This is a genomic window from Bartonella sp. MU37NMGALS (genome assembly GCF_042194015.1).
Classification (GTDB): domain Bacteria; phylum Pseudomonadota; class Alphaproteobacteria; order Rhizobiales; family Rhizobiaceae; genus Bartonella; species Bartonella grahamii.
Genome location: NZ_JBHIML010000001.1, coordinates 44,574 through 68,265, shown reverse-complemented (window position 1 = coordinate 68,265; position 23,692 = coordinate 44,574). Strand labels below are relative to the sequence as shown.

At 36.4% G+C, this 23,692-nt stretch carries 13 protein-coding genes; 10 read left to right on the top strand and 3 right to left on the bottom strand.

What is annotated here, in order from left to right:
* The first annotated feature begins 367 nt into the window (after positions 1-367).
* The 4 genes from bafA (ACFIJP_RS00265) (at position 368) to ndk (ending at position 12,652) form a co-directional block, all read left to right on the top strand.
* On the top strand, positions 368-5,935 hold the full coding sequence (gene bafA / locus ACFIJP_RS00265; protein ID WP_375625007.1) for a BafA family autotransporter: 5,568 nt from the start codon (positions 368-370) through the stop codon (positions 5,933-5,935).
* A 363-nt stretch (positions 5,936-6,298) separates the two neighbouring features.
* Positions 6,299-8,863: a BafA family autotransporter gene (gene bafA, locus ACFIJP_RS00260; protein ID WP_375625006.1), complete on the top strand. Its 2,565-nt coding sequence runs from the start codon at positions 6,299-6,301 to the stop codon at positions 8,861-8,863.
* A gap of 406 nt (positions 8,864-9,269) precedes the next feature.
* Positions 9,270-11,837 (top strand): BafA family autotransporter, encoded by a 2,568-nt coding sequence (gene bafA / locus ACFIJP_RS00255; protein ID WP_375625005.1) that lies wholly within the window; start codon positions 9,270-9,272, stop codon positions 11,835-11,837.
* A gap of 392 nt (positions 11,838-12,229) precedes the next feature.
* Positions 12,230-12,652 (top strand): nucleoside-diphosphate kinase, encoded by a 423-nt coding sequence (gene ndk / locus ACFIJP_RS00250; protein ID WP_375625004.1) that lies wholly within the window; start codon positions 12,230-12,232, stop codon positions 12,650-12,652.
* Between the two features lie 316 nt (positions 12,653-12,968).
* Here the strand turns inward: ndk and pgsA are convergent, their stop codons facing one another.
* From pgsA to ACFIJP_RS00235, 3 genes are all read right to left on the bottom strand, one after another.
* Complete coding sequence (gene pgsA / locus ACFIJP_RS00245) at positions 12,969-13,550, bottom strand: CDP-diacylglycerol--glycerol-3-phosphate 3-phosphatidyltransferase (protein ID WP_375625003.1); 582 nt, start codon at positions 13,548-13,550, stop codon at positions 12,969-12,971.
* Between the two features lie 72 nt (positions 13,551-13,622).
* Positions 13,623-15,602 carry an excinuclease ABC subunit UvrC gene (gene uvrC, locus ACFIJP_RS00240; RefSeq protein ID WP_375625002.1) on the bottom strand — a complete coding sequence of 660 codons (1,980 nt, stop codon included), beginning with the start codon at positions 15,600-15,602 and terminating at the stop codon, positions 13,623-13,625.
* A 231-nt stretch (positions 15,603-15,833) separates the two neighbouring features.
* Positions 15,834-16,697 (bottom strand): 23S rRNA (adenine(2030)-N(6))-methyltransferase RlmJ, encoded by an 864-nt coding sequence (locus ACFIJP_RS00235; protein WP_375625001.1) that lies wholly within the window; start codon positions 16,695-16,697, stop codon positions 15,834-15,836.
* Positions 16,698-18,318: 1,621 nt separating this feature from the next.
* On the opposite strand from ACFIJP_RS00235, the gene tatA reads away from it, so the two are divergent.
* The 6 genes from tatA to ACFIJP_RS00205 all read left to right on the top strand — a co-directional run bounded on the left by tatA (position 18,319) and on the right by ACFIJP_RS00205 (position 23,337).
* The gene (tatA, locus tag ACFIJP_RS00230; RefSeq protein WP_375625000.1) at positions 18,319-18,630 is read left to right on the top strand and encodes a twin-arginine translocase TatA/TatE family subunit; all 312 of its coding nucleotides are present in this window, start codon (positions 18,319-18,321) and stop codon (positions 18,628-18,630) included.
* Between the two features lie 55 nt (positions 18,631-18,685).
* Positions 18,686-19,090, top strand: a complete 405-nt coding sequence (locus tag ACFIJP_RS00225; protein ID WP_375624999.1) for a twin-arginine translocase subunit TatB — start codon at positions 18,686-18,688, stop codon at positions 19,088-19,090.
* Positions 19,087-19,869 (top strand): twin-arginine translocase subunit TatC, encoded by a 783-nt coding sequence (tatC, locus tag ACFIJP_RS00220; protein ID WP_375624998.1) that lies wholly within the window; start codon positions 19,087-19,089, stop codon positions 19,867-19,869. The genes ACFIJP_RS00225 and tatC overlap by 4 nt, the downstream gene beginning before the upstream one ends.
* A gap of 60 nt (positions 19,870-19,929) precedes the next feature.
* Entirely contained in the window at positions 19,930-21,207 is a 1,278-nt protein-coding gene (serS, locus tag ACFIJP_RS00215) for a serine--tRNA ligase (RefSeq protein ID WP_375624997.1), read from the top strand.
* Between the two features lie 133 nt (positions 21,208-21,340).
* A complete protein-coding gene (locus tag ACFIJP_RS00210) occupies positions 21,341-22,000 on the top strand; it encodes a protein-L-isoaspartate(D-aspartate) O-methyltransferase (RefSeq protein ID WP_375624996.1) in 660 nt (219 codons plus the stop codon).
* Positions 22,001-22,155: 155 nt separating this feature from the next.
* Positions 22,156-23,337, top strand: coding sequence for a peptidoglycan DD-metalloendopeptidase family protein (locus ACFIJP_RS00205; protein WP_375624995.1), 1,182 nt, complete (start codon positions 22,156-22,158; stop codon positions 23,335-23,337).
* The last annotated feature ends 355 nt before the right edge of the window (positions 23,338-23,692 follow it).

The following is a 23,692-nucleotide window of genomic DNA, read 5'->3' as shown; positions in this document are numbered from 1 at the left end:
TGTAGAGGATGAAATATGTGGATATAAAGGCTGCTCTCATTAATATTACTGTTTCCTTTAATGTTTAATGCCATTTTTATCTATTGAGGGATCAATCTTATTTATAGATCAGCCTTTGGTATCTCAAAAATATTTTTCATAGATGTAATTATAACACTTTTTAAGCGTATCTGAAAGAAATTAAATCTTTTAGTTGTGTATGTATTTTAAAACACAGGATGTATATTTGATCTGTCAGAGTTTAGTCCATCGAATGCTTTATCATCTTAAAAAAACATGAGGTTGAGCAATTGCATTGAGTTGTTTTGGTCTATGCACTTTTTTCTAAATAGGGGAAACTTAAATTTGAAATTATGGAGTGTGAATAATGCAACGCAAATTGAAATTAAGTTTTTGTGCGTTAATGACCAGCGGTTTTTTTGTCAAGATTGCGAGTGCAGATGGAGTAGCGACACCAAAAGAAAAGTTATTAACACCAGTAAGTATCAGTGCACATCTAGAAGAGACAAAAAAAATGTTATCGGAAGTGAGGGGATTAAAAGAAAAAAAAGGGGGATCAAAAAGGATTGAGAATAAACAGATAGTAGAAGGAAGTAAGTCTTCAGAAGAGGAAAGGAAGAGATTAGAAAGCCTATTCTTTGAAGTACTCACAAATTCAATAATAAGTGATGGTGCTACTGTCTATATTACTAATCGTGACTCTGAAGATTCTGAAATAAATAGCTTTAAATATGAAGATGCAGGCTATTCCATCAATAATACGATTCAAGAAGGTGGAAAACTCTACATTGATGCAGCAAGTGTTAGCAGGGATACGACAATTGAGAGTGGTGGTATTGAATTCGTCCAAAATCTGAGCAGTTCAGAATATGCCACTGTTAAAAAAGGTGGTAAACAAATTGTTGAGAGTGGTGCAAATGCTGAGGGGGCTAAAATCTATGGTGGTGAGCAGATTATTTTTGGTAAAGGGGTCCTTGGAACTGGTTTGTCGCGTAAAGATAAGGAAAGTAGTGCTTATAACACTGAAATTTATGCTGAAGATGGAATCCTAGGACTACAAAGTGTCTATAGTGGGGGGATGGTTGTTGATACAAAGGTTATGAAAGGAGGTGTCCAGAATCTTGATGGTAAAGAGAATTTTAATAACGGATTCTCAGAAGATACTGATACAGCTGGTATAGAAAATGAGGATTTTACAATCAATGAGGGGGCTTTTGCACTTAGTACCGAACTTTTTAAAAATGGTGCGCAGAATATCTTAGCAGGAGGGAATGCGAGCGAAGTTACTTTATATGATAGAGCTACTCAGAAGATATATGATTCTGGATACGCGGATAATCTAACAATTAACCACCAAGCACAATCATGGGTTTTTGCTGGTGCAATATTAGATAAGGATACAAATGTTAATGATTTTGGCAACCTCTATCTTTATGCTGGGAATGGTGAAGCTGTTACGGAAGTAGAAAATCTTATTTTAAATGGAGAAGATGCCAAGCTATACTCCATTGCAACTGAAAATAACGCTACTCTCTCTCAGGTTAATATCCAGAATTTAACTGGAAGTGGCAGAGTTATTTTTACGTCTTCTGGGGCTGATAAGCATTACTCTAAGCTTAATATTGATAATCTATCAGGTTTTTTACATTTTGAGTTGAATGTCAACTTTGCCAAGCATCTTAGTGATTATCTTGTTATTAAAGAAAGTGGTTCAGGTTATCATACAATAAGTATTACTGATTCTGGAGGTGAGGTTACAACCCCTTCCCACAAAAAGCTTAAATTAATTTCTGATCATAGTGGAAACGCTCATTTTACTCTGACAAACAGTTTTGATGAAAAAATCAGAGCTATTGATGCCGGAACATACATGTACAGTTTGAAACATAGAAAAAATGAGAGAAGTGGTAAAATTTGGTATTTAGACGCGAATTATGCTCTTGATGAGGAAAATACCTCTTTATTTTCTGATTTTAACTTGCAACCATCTGCGATGGCTTCATTATCGAATGATCTCATAGAACGCACAATTGAAAAGGGAATGATTATTACGATTGCTGATCCTAGCTTTGATAGTAACAGTGAGAAAGTTGATAGCAATGGAGAAACTTCAATTAGTAATATAGTTAAAGATGCTGGAAAGCTTTCCGTTTATAACGGTGGTTTTAGCCTGTATACGATAATTCAAAGAGGCGGTACTGAACTTATTAGAACACAGGGGCTTTCACAGGATAGTACAGTTAAGAGAGGGGGAAAACAAAAGGTTGAAGATGGGGGAAAAGCTGAAGGGGCTAAAATTTACGGTGGTGAGCAGTTTGTTTCAGGAAAGTCTAATATCAAAGGTGGGATGGTAAGGAGTAGCGCCTATGACACTGTCGTTTCTGGTAAACATGGAGTGCTAGGATACCAGAATGTGTATGATGATGGAGAGGTTTTTAGCACAAAGATCATGGAAGGAGGGGTACAAAATCTTTTTGTGGAAGAAGATCTAGACCATTATAGCAGTTTTGCATTTGATACGAAGATCTTTTCTGGTGGAGAACAACACGTTTTAGCGGGAGGAATCGCGATTGGTGTTCTCTTACAAGGGAATGCTTTTCAAGCAATAGATTTAGGAGGCTATGTAAAAGATTTAACGATTAAGGATCAAGCACAATCGTGGTTACATTCTGGTGCAACACTAGAAGGAAACACCATGATTCATGATTCTGGACGGATTTATCTTTATGCTGGTGCTGAGCAATCTCATACTGAAGTAGAAAAAATTGTTTTAAATGGCAAAGATACCACATTATACTCTATTGCTTCCAAGATGGATGGTGAAAGCTCTTTGATTGAGGATCTAAGCGGGGATGGACGCGTTATTTTTACTTCTACCGTGTTTAATCCACATTACTCTAAACTTGAGGTCGGTAATCTTTCAGGTAATTTACATTTTAGGTTTAATACTAATTTTGCAGAACAGCGCGGTGATTATCTTCTTATAAAAAAAGGAGCAGGTCATCACACCATCAGCGTTATCGATTCTGGTGTTGAAATGACCAATTCTCTTCTACAAAATCAGAACTTAGTTTTGGAGCTTGATTTAATTCATGATCAAAGCGGAAATGCGCATTTTACTCTGATAGATTTTTTGGGTGAGGAGATAGCTACTGTTGATAATGGAGTCTACTCTATGTACGCTCTCAAGAAAAGAGATCATAACGGTGGAAAGATTTGGTCTTTATCGACACCATCTACATCGGAAAAAATTTCTACTCCTATCTTTCCTCCATCTCATACGGAGTTGCCTATAGATAACTCTTTTGAGCAAGACAATACTGTTTCTCCTTCGGAAGATTCTAGAGCCAATTCTTATACAGGTGATTTCAATTTTTATGCAGAGGATTTCATTACTGGTCTAGGTAAAAAATTTTTACAAAACTCCATACTCGGTGACAATAGCATAGTTTATATTGTTGGTGATGGAGAAACGGATGATTTTAAATTATCCATTAATAATACAGTTCCAGAAACTGCAACACTCTATGTTAAGAATGGTGGTTTTAGTAAGAATACAACAATTGAAAATGGTGGTTCAGAGATTGTAGGGGAACAGGGTATCTCAGAATTTACGATTATTTACGAGGGTGGAAAACAAAGAGTGGAGGGAGGAGGATCCGCATTGAGAGCTGAAATTTATGGTGGTGAGCAGCTTGTTTTCGGAGATAGTTATGTAAATGGTGAAATTGTGGGAAGTAGCACTTATAACACGACACTTTATGGTCAAGGTGACACGCCGGGACAGCAGAATGTATATGATGATGGGATGGCGGTGGGAACAAAAGTGATGAGTGGAGGAATACAAACTCTTGCTAAATGGTTTGCAGATGATGATAATTTTGTACAAAAAAGTGGTGGCTTAGCCGTGAATACTGAGGTTTTCGCGGGTGGGGTACAGCGGCTGTTAGCAGGGGGAGAGGCGGACATTGTGACTTTACACCGCCATGCTGCTCAAGAAGTTCATGCTGGTAGCATTGTAAAAAATCTAACAATTAAAGAAGGAGCCAATTCATGGGTTTTTGCTGGTGCGATGTTGGAAGAAAAAATAAAGATTCATGATTTTGGACAAGTTCATATTTATGCTGGAAATAATAGCTTTTATACTGAATATAAAAATTCTCAGACAACAGTAGATGATATTAATTTAGAGGGAGAAAACGCTAAATTATACTCTATTTCTACTGGATATGGAAACACAGAAATCTATATTAAGAAGCTAAGCGGTGTGGGAAATATTATTTTTACTTCTACAGAATCCGATTTACATTACTCTAAACTTTATATTGATAATCTTTTTGGGAGTCTACATTTCGATTTTAATGTTAGCCTTGCAGAAGGAGAGGGTGATTATCTCTTTATCAAGAATGGTCGTGGTTCTCACACAATAAGTATTGTAGATTCCGGTATTGAAATTGTTGATCCTTCTTCAACAGAACTTGATTTAATAGTTGATCAAAGTGGAGGAGCACATTTTACTCTGAGAAGCTTTTCTGGTGCAAATGTTAAAACTATTGATGGCGGAATCTATATGTATGGTTTAAAACAGAGAATTGATGAGGATGGGGGTGAAAAAGTTTGGTATTTATCTGCGGTATTTATTGATAATGTTTCATTTCTCAACAGTTTGCCACGTAGTAGGAGTAGATCTGCGTGGCATTTAAATCAAAATCAATCAGTTTCTTCTCTTTCAACTATTACAGTTACAAAAGAGCATGCTATTAAGTTGCTACATCGAAGAGAAAACCGCCAAAACTTAAGGCAAAAATCTCCAGATTCTGTATCTCTAACTGTTTCAACTCTTGGAAGTCAAATTATTGAAGGGGCATATCCAGCAAGTCCTCTTCATTTTTCTGATGGAAAGCAACCTGCTGTTGTTTCAGAATCTTCACAATCTTTAGCTGATCAAATGATTTTGCGTCCAGTTCATAAAGAACAACCTTCTCCACAATTGAGAGAGGCACTTTCAGTTTCTCAGTTTTTAACCACTCCCTCTACAGATGCGGTATTGTCTATGTCTGTGGCTCCAGCGATGGTTTTTCACAATGAAATGCAAACCGTGCGTGCGGGAAGAGGAATTCTAGATAAAAGTAAAAAGAATGCAGCTTTATGGACCTATGCGATCAAGTCTAAAGAGAGTATTGCTACAGAGCATATAGATTTTAAGTTGGATCAGACAGGTATTGTTTTAGGGGGCAATAGTTTAAGCGAGTGGGAAAATGGGGAATTTTATATAGGTGGTTTTGGCAGTTATGACCGCGTACGCATTACGCATGCACGGGGTGGTATGAGCGGTATCAATACTTATGGCATTGGTGCTTATGTCACTTATTTGGATCATAGTGGATGGTATCTCGATGGTATTTTAAAATATAATCATTATCAAAATACTCTAAAGGCAGTTTCAACGAACGGTTTAGGGATTGAAGGAAGTTATAGGCAATGGGCGGTGGGCACCTCCTTTGAAGCAGGTTATCGACTTAAGACGTCAAAGAACAGTTGGTTGCAGCCTTATGGACAATTTACATGGTTACAAGTTGAGGGTAAAGAAATTAAGTTATCGAATGACATGATAGGTGACATGCGTCCATTCACTTCATTACGCAGTGAGGTTGGCATATCTTTAGGATATGAATTTGGTTCTCGTATAGATTCCTCATCACTTGCGTATATTACAGCAGCATGGTTGCGTGAGCATAAAGATGACAACCATACATTGATTAATCAACGGCATTCATTTACCACTGACTTATCGGGTAATGCAGGTAAGTTAGGAATCGGTTTGAGCAGTTTAGTGAGTGAGAAGTTAAAGTTATATGGTGAGGCACATTATGTTAAAGGACGTAAAACAAAACAGTCCCTTCAGGGTATTTTAGGTGTACGCTATAGTTTTTAATTATATGGTTATTTTTTAGTTATCTTTAAATGTATGATTGTTTTTAAAGGTCTTTAATTGAAGGTTCAGAGAACAATTTTTCAGAGCATGCAGCTTCGCTTTTCATGATAAGCTGTATACCCTTATATACTTTATTATGCATTACTTTTTTCTTTGATAAGAAAACTCCGAGGAAATGCTAAAGAAGCACTATAAAAACGCCCTTATATTCTTGATCAAAAAAGTATTTAAAAAACTGTAAAGAACAGTTTTTTATGAGATAAGGAGGATTTTTAAGAAGGATTGTTTGCAATCTAAGGTTGAAAATATGTTTTGTAGAGCTAATTACGTTTAGTGTATATGCAGGCGTGAAGGGGGGAGGATATGGCTCTACAATATAAATGGAAACGACATTGTTGGATACTCATGTTGAGCAGCTGTTTTGTGCAAGCTGCTGCTGCAAATGAGGGGGGGGCAGCACTTTTTTGTCAATCTTCAAGTTATGAAAATGATAAAGTATTTCAAGATCAATACAATGAGGATATGAAAACAGGCAGATGCATACTTGGAGCATCTAATGATGTTATTATAAGGATGCGCAATGAATTAGACTTTTTAAAAAAGCCTAGCGATTTTATCATGGATAAGGGTGCTAGAGTGTTTGCGAGTCAACAGGAGCTTGACAGCAGTCATCGTGACAATGCTGGATATAATGCACAAGAACAAAATACTGCGTTTCTTAAAAAGCCTGAACTTATCTCCATTAAAGATGGGGCAATGTTAGAAAATTATATCCTTGATAATGAAGGTAAAGCATACATTTCAAATGATGGCGAGAGTGATAGCCCAGGACGATCCATTAATAACACTGTAAGGAATGGTGCAGAGCTTTATGTGTATGCAGGAGGTCTTAGTGAGAATAGTAAAATTGAATATGGTGGAATTGAAAATGTTGAGGCTTTAAAGGGAAAACAAGGCTTTTCAAAAAATGCTGTCGTTCAAGAAGGTGGGCAACAAAGTGTTGGAAATGGCGGAAAAGTAGAGGGGTCTAAAATTTATGGTGGTGAGCAACTTGTTTTCGGGGAGGGGGATGTTGAAGGAGAGGTTAAAGGGAGTAGCGCTGCTCATACTATCATTTATGGTCAAGATGAAATACTAGGCCAACAAAAAGTATATGATGGCGGAAAAGTTTGGGATACGAAAGTTATGCGAGGTGGCGTACAAGAGGTTGGAAAAAAATCTCAAAGTGCTAAAAATGGTGGTTTTGCATTTGACACAGAAGTTTTTGGCGGTGGTAAACAGCGTATCTTAAAAGGCGGTAAAGCTATTGGAGTTACTTTAAATGAGAGCGCTATTCAGGAAATATATGCTGATGGATCTGTAAAAAATCTAACAATGAATGACAAAACAAAATCATGGGTGCATGCTGGAGCAACATTAGAAGGCAAGACACAGGTAAACCATTCTGGACAGATCCATCTTTATGCTGGGAATGATCAACATCGTACCACAGTCGAAGATATTATTTTAAATGGAAAAGATACAAAACTGTATTCTATTACTGATGAGTTTGATGGAAAAAGTTCTTTGATACAAAAATTAAGTGGTGAAGGGAGTGTTATTTTTTCGTTTACAGGTTCTGATCCATATTATTCTCAGCTTCATGTGAATAATCTTTCAGGAAATTTACATTTCGCGTTCAATACTACGATTGCCCATAACCGTGGTGATTATCTCTTAGTTGAGAAAGGCTCTGGGAAACATACAATAAGTGTTGCTGATTCTGGAGTTGAAATCACGGATCCTTTTTCAAATAAGCGTGATTTAATTACGGATAAAAGTGGTGGAGCGCATTTTACACTGACAGATCTTAAGGGTGACAAAATTAACGCCATTGATGGTGGAACTTATATGTATGATTTGAAAGAAAGAAAGGATGAAAATGGAAAAGTTTGGTTTTTATCAGCAGATCGTCTCAGTGGACCAGAAAGCTCTATTCCAGATCCGGAAAATCCTTTTGTTCCTGGTGAAACATCAACAACCCCCTCTACAGATGCAGTGTTAACATCATCTGTAGTTTCTGGACTTGTTTTTAACAATGAGTTGCAAATTGTCCGGAATGGTAGAAAAATTTGGGACAGAAATAAGAAAGATATCGAACTATGGACTTATGGGATTAAGAGCAGAGAACGTGTTGCGACAGGCCATACACACTTTAAGCTTGGGCAGACAGGTTTAGTCTTTGGTGCTGATCATTTGAATGAATTAAGGCATGGAGAGTTGTATGTCGGTGGTTTCGGTAGTTATGATCAAGCACGTATTTCTCATGCACGAGGTGGTGACAGCGATTTGAGCTCCTATAGTATTGGAACTTACGCAACTTATTTTGATCATCGTGGATGGTATATGGATGGTGTTTTGAAATATAATTATTACCGAGATAATTTGAAAGCTATCTCAACGAATAACTTAGCTATTCAAAGTCATTACAATCAGTGGGCGATAGGTGGATCATTTGAGATTGGTTGTTATTTTACACCAGCGCAAAATACTTGGATGCAACCTTATATCAAGCTAACAGGTCTACAGGTTGAAGGTAAAAAAATAAAACTTTCTAATGGAATGGTAGGTGATCTAAGCCCATTGATTTCATTCCGTAGTGAAGTTGGATTAACTGCAGGGCATGAATTTTTTGTGAATTCAGAAACTTCATTAACAGCTTACATTATGGCAGCTTGGTTGCGTGAGAATATAAATAATAATCATGTGACAATTAATAACCAGTATAAATTTATTACAGATTTATCAGGTAGTGCGGGTAAATTGGGAATTGGTTTAAACGGTACGGTCAATGATAAACTAACACTTTATGCGGAAGCACATTATCTGAAAGGACATAAGATTAAGAATGCTCTTCAAGGTATTTTAGGATTACGCTACAGTTTCTAAATATGTGTGTGCACGACTGATTAACTTTATGAATGTAATTGCTTTGCAAGCTTAAACAGATAACGCTCGATTTTGTCTTCTTAAGAGTGTAGAGATCTTCTCAAACAGTAAGGATATCTTTATACTCTCCTTTGAAGGCACGAGCGTTTTTTTTTCATCTATAACTTCAAATATTGCAAATTGTTCCTTGAATTCAATTTAACAATTTGAATTTTATTCACATTTTCTGCCTTAAGTTAGAACTTTCTAACTGCTTATAAATAAACAACTTAAAGTTGTATATATTAAAAATACACTTTAAAAGTGTTTTTAAACATAAATAAAACACATTACGATACAATCTAAGACGAGTTACCTACGTATCCGTAGGATATTTTTCTAAATAATTGAGAGTGGAGTGTCGATAATGCAGTATAAACATAAGTTAAGTTTCTCAGTATTGATGATCAGTAGTTGTCTTGTACAAATTGCAAGTGCAGTTGAAAACAGGAAGGGAGAGCTAACAAGAGCAACACATGTGGGAAATAGAGAAGAGGAACAAAAAAAATTAGAACAGATTGCTAGTTTTTTCAAAAATAATATTACGATTGAATATGGTGATGTAGAGCTTGTTGAAAATGGAAAAACTTCTGTAGGTTCCACTATTAAAAAAGGAGGGATGCAAATAGTTACACGTGCAGGAATTGCAATGAACGCCAAAATTTTGGGAGGTCAGCAGTTTATTCATGAAGAGCCAAATATTGATCTTACAAGCGTAGAGAGAAAAAGTAGTGCATATAATTCCACAGTTTCGGGGGAAGGTGGGGTAGTGGGACAGCAGAATGTGTATGATGGAGCGTGGGTTTGGTATACGAAAGTGGGAAATAACGGAGAACAAAATCTTTACTCGGGAGAAAGAAAAGAGGGGGGGAAATCAATGTATGCTGAGGTCTCTGGGAATGGGAGACAGCACGTCTTAGCGTTAGGAGAATCTTATGCTACTAATTTGAAAGATCATGCTATTCAAGTTGTATATCCTAAAGGGTTGGTGGATGGTCTGACTGTTAACAGCTTTGCTAAATCGTGGTTCCATGTTGGTGTACAAGAAGTCGTTGGAGAAGTAAGGGTCAATGATCACGGAGAACTTTATTTATTTGCTGGTGATAGGACAAATCATACGACTAAGAAAAAAATTCCTATAGAAAGAAGAGCTGATGAAACAATATTTGAGGTTGGTGAGCGGAATATAGGAGAAAAACCTCAGATTGAAATTAAAGATTTAGGGGGGCAGGGAGGAACTGTTATTTTTACTTCTATACCGTATGATCCACGACATATTTCACTTCATGTTGAGAAACTTTCAGGGAATTTACATTTTCGATTCAATATTAGTACTACTGGGGATTCGAGCGATTACTTGTCGATTGATGAGGGCGCAGGTAATCACAAAATAAGTGTTGCAGATTCTGGTCGTGAAATTACAGGTCCTCTCTCACAAAAGAATAGTTTGGTCACAGGGATTAATTTAATTACTGATAGGAGCCACAATGGAGGCGCTAATTTTACTCTGGCAGATTTTTCGGGTAAGGACATTACAGCTGTCGATGGTGGAGCCTATCAATATCAATTGCTGAAGAGAAATAGATGTGCTGATTCTGGTGGTAGTGCTACAATTTGGTATTTAGGAAGAGCCTCTGAAGGTACAACACGTTCGAATACTGAAGCACAGTGTGTAAACAAGAAAACGAAGGTTCCTCTTGCATTGTCTGATCAAGGCGCTTTTTCTAGAGGAAAAAATACCGGTTCTCGTAAACCTACTACAAAACAACCAGCGAAACCACGACCTCCACGTCATTTAAGAGGGGTACAGAATGTCTCAAGTGTTTCTGTATCTTCCTCTCAAGAAAATCAGACTCTTGTAGCGTTACCTCCATCAGGTTTTCATCCTCTTTCTGAAGTAAAACAACAAACTGCTGTTTCAGAATCTTCACAATCTTTAGCTGATCAAATGATTTTGCGTCCAGTTCATAAAGAACAACCTTCTCCACAATTGAGAGAGGCACTTTCAGTTTCTCAGTTTTTAACCACTCCCTCTACAGATGCGGTATTGTCTATGTCTGTGGCTCCAGCGATGGTTTTTCACAATGAAATGCAAACCGTGCGTGCGGGAAGAGGAATTCTAGATAAAAGTAAAAAGAATGCAGCTTTATGGACCTATGCGATCAAGTCTAAAGAGAGTATTGCTACAGAGCATATAGATTTTAAGTTGGATCAGACAGGTATTGTTTTAGGGGGCAATAGTTTAAGCGAGTGGGAAAATGGGGAATTTTATATAGGTGGTTTTGGCAGTTATGACCGCGTACGCATTACGCATGCACGGGGTGGTATGAGCGGTATCAATACTTATGGCATTGGTGCTTATGTCACTTATTTGGATCATAGTGGATGGTATCTCGATGGTATTTTAAAATATAATCATTATCAAAATACTCTAAAGGCAGTTTCAACGAACGGTTTAGGGATTGAAGGAAGTTATAGGCAATGGGCGGTGGGCACCTCCTTTGAAGCAGGTTATCGACTTAAGACGTCAAAGAACAGTTGGTTGCAGCCTTATGGACAATTTACATGGTTACAAGTTGAGGGTAAAGAAATTAAGTTATCGAATGACATGATAGGTGACATGCGTCCATTCACTTCATTACGCAGTGAGGTTGGCATATCTTTAGGATATGAATTTGGTTCTCGTATAGATTCCTCATCACTTGCGTATATTACAGCAGCATGGTTGCGTGAGCATAAAGATGACAACCATACATTGATTAATCAACGGCATTCATTTACCACTGACTTATCGGGTAATGCAGGTAAGTTAGGAATCGGTTTGAGCAGTTTAGTGAGTGAGAAGTTAAAGTTATATGGTGAGGCACATTATGTTAAAGGACGTAAAACAAAACAGTCCCTTCAGGGTATTTTAGGTGTACGCTACAGTTTCTAATTATATGATTATTTTGTAATTGATCTCAATGTGTGTAGAAGGATTTCCAAACCTAGATCGAGGTGTCTAGGTTCGTCCTCTTGAAAGAAGAAGGCTTTCAAAAGGTATATATTTTGCATGTTAGGCTTTTCTTATGACTTTTTATTGCTTCAATGATAAATTTGATGAGAGGCATTTAGGATTATGTAAAAAGGTTTAATATTTACTGGGATTCGGTAGCGCATTTTTATGATGGGATGAGCAATTACAGGTATTTCTATCAAAGTTTTCTTTATAATTCATTCTATATTTTTGAGAATTTGTGTAGATTTTTGCAGAGTCACTTGGCAAATCGCTTCTTGCTCGCTATAGAAATGGCGAGAGAATATTATAAATGAAATAAAGGTGGTTAAATGGCTTTAGAGCGTACTTTTTCGATGATTAAACCAGATGCAACCCGTCGTAATTTGACTGGCGCAATTACTAAAATGCTTGAGGATGCGGGCTTGTGTGTTATTGCGTCTAAACGTGTCTGGATGAGCAAACGTGAGGCTGAAAATTTTTATGCTGTTCATAAAGAACGCCCTTTTTTTAGTGAATTGGTTGAATTCATGTCTTCTGGTCCAACTGTTGTACAAGTTTTGGAAGGCGAAAATGCAATAGCTAAAAACCGTGAAGTAATGGGGGCTACGAATCCTAGTGATGCAGAAGAAGGGACAATTCGTAAGGTTCATGCTTTATCGATTGGCGAAAATTCTGTCCATGGATCCGATAGCGCTGAAACGGCAAAAACAGAAATCGCCTTTTGGTTTTCTGAGGTAGAAATTGTTGGTTAATCAAGAGTTTATAAGAAGCAAAAATCCGAAACACTATATTTCGGTTTTTTGCTTATGAGATTATAGACTTTTTTGAAAGCATAGGGAGCATTCATCGTTGTTAGCATTTAATATTGCAGCTGCTTTTGCAAGAATATAAAATCTATTTACTCTTTTTTTGAGGAGCTTTTATCTACATGCCACCCTTACTTGTAATGTGCAAAAGAGCGTTTTATTGATTTATCATTAATAGATTTAAAATGAATCAATTTTATGCTATTTTCGTCTTTTATTTAAGTGCAAAAAGATAAATTATCATTATAAATCTCCATACTATTCATAGGATAACGTGTTTTAAACCTGCACGAAAATAATCCCATCCTGTCCACAATGTAAGGAGGGCAGAAATCCACAGCATAGTAATGCCGAACTCTATTGTGTAAGGGAAAATTTTATTACCGGCTGGTCCAGCTAAAAGAAATACAATAGCGATCATCTGTACAAAAGTTTTCCATTTTGCAAGACGAGAGACAGGAACACTAACTTTTAACTCAGCCAAATATTCACGTAATCCTGATACAAGAATTTCTCTGCAAAGAATGATAATAGCTGCCCATAGTGTCCACCCAGCGATGGTACTGTCTGCGGCAAGCAAGAGCAAACAAGCAGAGACGAGAAGTTTATCAGCAATTGGATCTAACATGCGACCAATATTGGATGTTTGTTCCCAAATACGAGCAAGGTAACCGTCAAGAAAGTCAGTAATGGATGCAACGATAAAAATGGACACAGCAATCCAGCGAGTGATATCACTTGATTGTAATCGCCCTTCTAAAAAAAAGCATGCAACAACCATTGGGACTGCGACAATTCGTGCATAAGTTAAAATATTTGGAAAAGAAAAAGTATGATTTTTCATGGAGCCATTTTTAATTCTTGTGAAAGAGAATATATTTCCTAAACGTAACAAGGCAAAGGTTATGAAACAAGCCTATTTTTCATGAAAATGGTTATGAATTTTTTGTGCAATTGTCATAGAAATTCCCGTAACTTTTTTTAAATCTTCAAGTGAGGCACTAGCAATAGCCTTGGCACTTCCAAAATGATGAAGCAACGCACGCTTTCTTGTCGGACCGATATTTTCGATTTCATCAAGTGGGTTTTTGAATGTTTCTTTTTTTCGTTTTATCCTATGAGCTCCAATCGCAAAACGGTGTGCTTCATCACGCAGACGTTGCAAAAAATAGAGGATAGGATCACGTGGAGGAAGTGTAAAGGGGGGGATACCTTTTATAAAAAATCGTTCACGTCCCGCATGGCGGTCAACACCTTTGGCGATTCCAACAACTGTGAAGAGGTCATTTAATTGTAATTCAGCAAGTATTGCATGTACGCTGTTGATTTGTCCTTCACCACCATCGATTAAGATAAGATCAGGCCAAATGGGAAAAAGATCATTATCTTTTATGTCATGACTTCTATTTGACTGATCATGCTCTTTTATAAGGCGTGAAAATCTTCGTTTAATCACTTCTTTCATCATGCCAAAATCATCGCCAGGCGTGATATCTATTGAGCGAATGTTGAATTTGCGATATTGATTTTTAACAAATCCCATTTGACCAGCAACAATCATAGCACCTACAGCATTTGTTCCCATGATATGAGAATTATCATAGACTTCTATCCGGCGTGGAGGAAAAGGTAGTTGGAATGTTTTGGCAAGACCTTGAAGCAATTTTGTATGAGTGGCTGTTTCAGAAAGCTTATGTTCAAGTGCTTCATGAGCATTGAGATAGGCATGATTAACAAGAGTTTTCCGTTCACCTTGTTTGGGTAAAGAGAGAGACACTTTGTGATTTGCTTTGAGACTCAATGCTTCTGTAAGAAGTGTCTTTTCTTCAATTTCTTCAGATAAAAGGATGCTTTTGGGAAGTGGTTTATCATCGTAAAATTGAGCAAGAAAACTCGCTAAAATTTCAGTACAGGAAAAAGAGGGATCTGCTTTAGGAAAATAGGCACGGTTTCCCCAATTTTGCCCCATGCGAAAAAAGAACACTTGAATACAGGTCATTCCTTCTTTTTGTGCAATTGCAAATACATCCGCTTCTTTTATCGTTTGAGGATTAATACCTTGATGGCTTTGTATATGAGAAAGGGCTGATAAGCGGTCACGATAGGAAGCTGCTTGTTCAAAATCAAGATTTTCTGCGGCTTTATGCATAGCTTGAACCATATTATTTTTAATAGATTGATCTTTTCCCGAAAGGAACGCTTTTGCTCCCCTCAGCAGTTCTTTATAATCATTGTCACTAATTTCATGGGTACAAGGTGCAGAACATCGCTTAATTTGATAAAGCAAACAGGGGCGTGTACGGTTTTCAAAAACTGAATCAGTACAGGTTCGTAATAAGAAGGCGCGTTGTAAAACATGAACTGTTTGTGTCACTGCACCAGCAGAAGCAAAAGGACCAAAATAGTGAGCTTTTCGTGTTCGGGCACCACGATGTTTGTAAAGTCCAGGCACTCGATGATCATCTGTAATCATAATATAAGGGAAACTTTTATCATCACGTAGTAATACATTAAAATGTGGATGCAATCTTTTTATAAGATTGGCTTCTAAAAGGAGTGCTTCTGTTTCTGTATGGGTGACGATAAATTCCATATGATATGTTGCGCGAATCATGCGGGTAATACGATTATTGTGTCCTTGTTCACGCGTATAGTTTGAAACACGTTTTTTGAGATTACGAGCTTTGCCAATATAGAGAATATCACCATTTTTACCAATCATCCGGTAAACCCCTGGCTTATGCGGAAGGTGTCTAACAAACTCTTGTATGAATTTGACACCTTGGAATTGATTTTTCTCATTACTTTGATTGGCATTATTCCATGTAATGTTAGAGAGAAAAGAAAGCTTTTCCCGCTCATTTTTCGGACAATTTGTATTATTTTTCAGGACCATTCCGTTTATTAAGAATATGTTTTTTGTTTAATATATGAAATATTCTTTTTTATTAAATAATGATTATTTATATCCTTATAATTTTTTCTATAAATAATATCTTATAGCATAAGAGTATGATTTTAGAGAGCCGATTTTTCATAAAAAATATGAGAGTTGTTATTCTAAAACAGCTTTATGAATTTGCCCAATTTATCCACTAAAATGATTGGAATAGGAAATTCATGATGATCAAAAAGATAGACGTTCTTTTTGAAGCCACTTATGCGTTATTTGGGCATTTTCATCTTGTCCCAGACGGTTGATAAGAAAGGGGCTGAGTTTTTTCATTTCTTCTTCCAAAAGGTAGGGAGGGTTAATAATAATCATACCACTTCCATTCATTGTCGGTGGACTTGAACTTTTTCGGATACGCATTTCAAGCTGTAGAATCTTAGGAATTTCTGTTTGATAAAGCGCGTGAAGAAAACTTTCAATTTCTTTATCATATTTAACAGGATACCATAAAGCGTAGATCCCTCCAGAAAAGCGACGATAGGCTTTCTTTAATCCCTCAATAAGGCGGGAAAATTCTCCAGTTTTTTCAAAGGGAGGGTCAACAAGGATAAACCCACGTTTTTCTTTTGGTGGTACATGAGCATTTAAGGAAAGCCAACCATCTAAATGCAGAACTTTTGTCTGATAATCTCCGGCAAAGTTTTTTGCTAAAACATGATAATCTTCGTTGTGCAATTCTATTGCGGTGAGGCGATCTTGTTTCCGTAATAATTGACGAATAAGAACAGGAGATCCAGGATAAAATACAATTTCTTTTTCCCCTTTATTGAGGGCATCAATGATATCACACCATGGACAAAGGAGTGCTCTTAAATCTTCTGGGATAGGAGTTGAAAAAAGCCGTTGGACACCTTCGCGCCACTCTCCTGTTTTATGTGCTTCTAAAGAAGAAAGGTCATAAATACCGATTCCAGCATGCGTATCTATAACGCGAAAAGCTTTTTCTTTGCGTTTGAGATATTCTACAATGCGAGTGACAATAATGTGTTTAAAAACATCAGCAAAATTGCCAGCATGATAAATATGCCGATAATTCATGGAATAAACTCTATCATATGTATAGCTGTACCGGATTATTAGCATAGAATATTAGAATTGATATCCATAAAAATACTCTTGTAGAAATCAAATAATACCCTACAGAAAAATATTAATGTCATGGGAGCATTTATTCACTGGGCTATTTTATATTATGAGATTCATCGTTAAGATCTTAAATTTTTTATATGAAAAATAGATAGGAAGAGGGCAAACATTTCAATAGAGATAGTTATGTTATAAGAGAAGTTTCTTATGATCGCGGACTCTTTCAGGAAAACTATAAAAGACAAGCAATTAACGAGAATATTAGTGAAGTTTGTTAAAAAATTTAAGGTTATCTTTCAAATTCATTCATAAATTTACTTGTTTAAAGATTAAAGAATTTAAAATGCTTGATAAAAATATTGTTACATTGATCAGTTTTTTAGCAAGCGTAAAATTATGGATAGAGCAATAAAGTGCTGGTGTTATAGTGATAGATTTTTGTAAAAGTATGAATGAATTTCATTGCTTTAAGCGGAGCCAAAGCTTTACATTATACACGCTAAATAGCTAGGTTATTGTGTATGATGCTAAAATAAAACTTTTGAAAATTGATATGTGCTCTGCAAGCGATCTCAATCAAAATGAGGAATTTTAAACTAAAGTAAATAGGTTTATCTATCTCTAACACTATATTATCGAGCGACTTTATGAGGTAATCTTATAAAAAGGCTAGGATAAGAAATTCTTTTACATGGATTGTGCTTCGATACTATGCTTTTGATTGAATGTAATTTTCTATTCATGCCCATTCTGTTTTCAATACTGAGATAGGTTAAACACATGATATTATGAGAACGCATGCCCAGAATCCGGAGACTTGTAATAGTTAGAGCATACAGTGGCTTAGAGAGCTAGTTATATGGAGGTATTTTCTGAATAAAGGCGCAAGCTGGTACCTTTTTTATTTTTTAGCAGTATTTCCATACCTCTTGGCACTTGAGTTGGTTCATAAAGTGCATTTTTACTCTTTCCGCTAATAGTTTTTATTTACACGCCAGATATTTAACTGAACGCGATGATGGCTCATATTTCGTATTGTACATAGAATAATGAATGATAAAATTCCTACCCCAACGCACAGAATAAATGTTGTGCGTAAGATGATAGTTTTTGAAGAGACTGACGATGTGTTAAGAAAGTTTTTTAGAGATTTTTCTTTCTGAATTTTTTTTAATTGAATACGTAAAGTGTTTTACAGCATGTTATGATCTTTATCAGTAAAGGATAATTTGACGGAAATATTTGTAATGATACGTAAAACATTGTGTAAAAGGAGAGACATTAGCTATAGTATTTACAGGAAGATGAGTAACCTAGGAGATCAGATGAAGTTATTTTAGAAAAGTTTTTAAGTGTTTTGAATTTTGTATGAGGCGGTTTATCATTGTTGAATGGTTTGTGTTATAGTACGCTAAAAAAGGATGAGAGGATAAAAAGTTCTTTTGCAATAAAAGCGTGTAATTGTTTTTAAGTTAAGAAGAAAATATACAAGTAAGATATTATATTTGATACATTCTTCAGAGGAAGCATGAATAAATGAAATCAAATTTAAAAGCATAAGTTAGAGAGAGTAATGGGTAATATTTTTTCACCAACGCATTTAATTGTAATTTTATTGATTATCTTTGTGCTTTTCGGTCGCGGTAAAATTTCTGAATTAATGGGCGATGTTGCTAAGGGAATTAAAGCCTTCAAAAAAAATATGAAGGAAGAAGATGACAGCATTGAGGATAAAGTTGAAATGGCTCCTACTTCCCAAATAATTGATGTAGAATCTCAACAATCTCAGCCATTATCGGTAAAACATGTAACAGCGCGCAGAAAGGCTTCTTCTGCTTCTAAAAGAAGCAAAACATCTGTTGCTAAAAAACAGCGTGTCAAATAACAAAAACGTAATCATCATTGTGCGTTATTTTTTGATGAGGAAGTCGAATTAAGAGATGTTTGGGATTGATGGACCAGAGTTTGTCGTAATCTTACTTGTTCTCATCATTGTTGTTGGACCGAAAGATTTACCTAAAATATTAAAGACAATAGCAAAGGTAAGAGCTCATATGTGTTTAATGGCAAAAGAGCTGCGTCATCAGTTTGATGATGCAATAAGACAAATCGAGCTCGATGATTTGCAAAAAACATATTCGGATATTAGCGATTCAAGCAAGAAGTTGACAGAGACTTTTGATCCCATTCAAAATACATTAGAAGATATCCACGATAATTTGGATGTTAAGGCAACACACCATAAATCAGAAAAAGGTAAAGAATTTTTGGAATGCGATCACAACGTAACCAATAAAGATATGACAGGATCTATAGCTTCTAAAGATAAAGAAGATGTGTCATGAATGTTAAGAAAGATGAAGTTGATGCCCATATGGCACCACTTTTAGAACATTTAATCGAACTTCGTCAGCGAATTATTGCTGCCCTAGTTGCATTTATGATCGCTTTTATGATGTGTTTTCTTGTTAAAGATTATATCTTAAATTTTTTACTATGGCCGTATCAGTGGGCAATGAAAATAGCAGGGGGTAATCCTGAGGATATTCGTTTGCAATCAACGCAAGTATGGGAAACTTTTTTAACGAAGATGAAGCTTTCTGCTTTTGGGGGAATTATTTTATCTTTTCCCTATACGGCTTTTCAGTTTTATAGTTTTATTGCACCAGGGCTTTATAAAAATGAGCGTATGGCTTTTTTACCATTTCTCATTGGGGGGCCTATTTTATTTTGTATTGGGGGGGCGTTTGTTTATGGTCTATTAGCGCCAATAATACTATGGTTTAGCCTTTCTCAACAATTTCTTCCAGATGTTCATTTAAAAATAGAGTTTATAGTACGTATTTCTGATTATTTGGGCTTTATGACATCATTTATCCTAATTTTTGGTTTGATTTTTCAATTACCTCTTGTCATCAGTCTTTTAACAAAAGTTGGATTTTTAACGTCTCATGATTTGGCGTCTAAACGAAAATGGGCTATTTTACTTTCTTTTATCATTGCGGCAATCATAACGCCGTCGGATTTTTTTACGATGTTTGCAGTGGCTTTACCAACGATAGCACTTTACGAGATTTCAATTTTAATTGCTTACAGTATAGAAAAGAGAAGAAAATCCGCTTAAGAAAAGTGTATAATCTTATGCGATAAGAAATTAATAAAAAAATATAAATGAGGAATTTTTATGCTTGATATTAAGTGGATTCGTGACAATCCTGAGAAATTAGATAAAGCACTCGTAAGTAGAGGTCTTGAGCCGCAAGCTGAGAGGTTAATACAACTTGATCTTGCACGTCGGTCGCATATTGCTAAGGTGCAATTGGCGCAGGAACGTCGCAATACTGTTTCAAAGGAAATAGGACAGGCTTTAGCGGTATCTGATCAGCAAAAGGCTGAAAGCTTTAGAGCTGAAGGTGAAGAGATTAAAATCTTTCTTTCCTCTGCAACAGCGGAAGAAAAACAGCTGACGGAGAGTCTTGAAAAAATTCTTTCAGCACTTCCAAATATTCCATTAGATGATGTTCCAGAAGGTAAAGATGAAAGTGATAATGTCGTCATTCGACATTATGGTACACCTCCAACATTTAATTTTATACCAAAGGAACATTTTGATCTTGGTCAAGATCTCAAGCAGATGAATTTTGAACGAGCTAGTCGTTTGTCTGGAACACGTTTTACAATACTTTCAGGAGCGTTAGCACGGCTAGAACGAGCATTAGGCCAATTTATGCTTGATGTGCATGTCAATGAGCATGGTTATACAGAAGTCTCAATACCTTTTCTTGTTCGTGATGAGATTGTTTACGGAGCAGCACAATTACCGAAATTTGCTGAAGACCTTTTTCGTACAACAGATGGTCGATGGCTTATTTCCACAGCAGAAGTGCCATTAACCAATTTGGTCAACGATGAAATTCTTGAAATATCAGATTTACCACTGCGATTTTCTTCTTTATCTCCCTGTTTTCGTTCAGAGGCGGGAGCAGCCGGTCGTGATACGCGCGGTATGTTGCGTCAGCATCAATTTTGGAAAGTTGAAATGGTCTCGATTACCAGTGAAGAGCAGTCTTTAATTGAATTAGAACGTATGACGGAATGTGCAGAAGATATATTAAAGCGGCTTGGTTTGCCTTTTCGCACAGTGGTTCTTTCTACGGGTGATATGGGGTTTGCAGCGCGTAAAACCTATGACATCGAGGTTTGGCTTCCTGGTCAAGAATGTTATCGTGAAATTTCTAGCTGTTCAGTTTGTGGAGATTTTCAAGGTCGTCGTATGAATGCACGTTATCGTACAGAAGGCGATAAAAAATTGCATTTTGTTCATAGCCTTAATGGTTCTGGTACAGCTGTTGGACGTTGTCTTATTGCCGTGCTTGAAAATTATCAACAGGCTGATGGATCAATTATTATTCCAGATGTTTTACAACCTTATATGGGAGGCATGCGTTGTATTACTGCTTAATTTTACGAAAGGAGAGACAATATGCGTTTATTGCCAAGAGGTGATAATATGCAAACGCAAGTTTTTGCCATTTTAAAAGAAGCAGTTTGTCAGTATAATAAAAGTGCACCTCCATTGGAGATTGAATGATACTATGGGGCAAAAGGGTATTTTACAATTTCGTGAGGAGTTAGCCGCTCTTGTACTGAAAATGCGTAGCAAAGGCATTGATGACGTGCGATTTTTTTCGGCATTAGAGAAAATTCCGCGTCAACAGTTTGTTTCTGCTCCTTGGTTTAATAGTGCTTATGATAATAAGGTTATTCCCCTTGAGTGTGGTGAATATATGGAACGTTTGGAAGAACAACTCTTAATTCTTTCGGCATTATTGTTGAAAAAAAGGCATCGCGTTTTAGAAATCGGTACAGGATCTGGTTTTTGTACTGCGCTTATGGCATGTCTGAGTGACCGTGTGACAACGATTGATCGTTATAAAACGCTTGTTGATTTGGCGCGCCAAAAATTTCAAACTTTAGGAATTGAAAATATTATTATACGGCAGATTGATGGAAGTCATAGTGTGACAGGCTTGGGATCATTTGATCGCATTCTTATTTGGCCATCACGTTTTGATGAACCCAAGGAATTTTTAGAACTTTTAGCTGAAAACGGAATTCTCATTCAGGCGATAGGACCTGACGAAGGGGTACAAACGGTGACGCGCTATACAAAAATTGGTAGTCGATTTGAGTGTTTAGAACTGTTCCAAGTGCGTTACCAACCTTTTATTAAAGGCATTGCGGAGATACTTTAATTTTTAAAAGCTAAGAAGTTTCTGCAGATTGTCTACGTTAAATTCATTTTGATCTTATATAAAGATATTTATGAATAAAACATCTCATTTTAACTCTTCGGTAATTTAAAAAAGCTTTAATGGAGTGAGTTGATTATTGATGAGTGAGCAAAACGATGCGTTTAAAAGCTTTGGATAATATTTTCCAGCATAATTTTCAGAGAATAACTTTTTTAGCGGTGGTAACTATTGTTGCTGGTTGTAGTTCTGGTACACAGCGTTTTTCCAATATTGTCTCTCATCGTACGGTATCATCTCAATCAAATATATCGAGCACTATGTCTACAGATCCGCGAATGCTATCGTACGGTGGTGGTATGATACAAAGCACTGAATTGCCACCTGTGGAATCAAGCGATGATTTGTGGGAAGATGACAATTCTCCCTATAATACTCTACATCAAGGTAGGATAACTTCTTCTGATGGTCGCGTTATGGGAGTTCCTCCACGTAATCTTGGAACACTTTCTCGTTCACAAATGGATAAATCTCCTATTTTTCGGCGGAACTCTTATATTGTCCAGAGTGGAGATACACTGCTCAGTATTTCGCGACAAATAGGGGTTAGTGTTGAGGCATTAAAACTAGCAAATGGTATAAACAGCAATTCCATTTATATCGGTCAGGTACTTGTTGTCCCAAGCAGGCGTACATTAGCAGCTTCAAATGCACACAATAATAACGATTGGGCAGTATCAACAACAGAATCTGCATTCCAATCTCAAATGATGTCCTCTATAAAAACCAAGAAGTCCTCTCCTATACATAAAACTCCTGTAATAACGCCACCTTCTGCAAAGATGAACAAATCAAGTTCTGAGAAAAATTTTTCTAAACAGATAACACAATTGAATCATGAGACTGGTTTATCAAGTACTGTTACGAATACCTATAATATGACGACTCCGCAAGCCACAGGAATTTCTAAGATGCGTTGGCCAGTACGAGGGCGTTTATTAAGTCAGTTCGGTCAAAAAAAGGGAACAGTAATGAATCGAGGGATAGATATTGCAGTGCCTGAAGGGTCTTCGGTAAAGGCGGCAGAAAATGGTGTTGTTATTTACGCGGGAGATGGATTAAAAGAGCTTGGTAATGTTGTGATGATTCGACATGAAAATAATATTATCACTATTTATGGATGTAACAGCAAGCTTGTTGTTAACAAAGGACAAAGGATAAGACGCGGTGATGAGATTGCTAAATCTGGTGTTTCAGGAAATGTTAAAACGCCACGTGTCTATTTTGAAATGCGTAAGAATTCATTACCTGTTGATCCCCTTAAATATTTAGAAAACTAATTTATTGATGATTTTTAAGTTTGAATAGTCTCATAGTTTATAGAAACTTCATGAAAAACAATTGATTTTCTCAAATCCATAACACTGCAGCAAAAAATCATTAGTTTAAGGAGAGCGGTTCGTTAGGGGCGTTAGATATTACCGTCTTTGTTTTTATGAAAGTGTAAAACAATAGCATCATACTATTTGTCAGCTTTCAGTGTTGCAAGTGCTCTTGAATTTGCGAGAAGCATGAAAAAAGATATTTCACGCCTTTCTTAAAAAGTTTTTATCTACAGATTCATTTCATATGTGTGCCTGCAAGAAAATCATTTTGATTAATTCGGAGAGTTTGAAAATGAGAGCGTTTTATTGT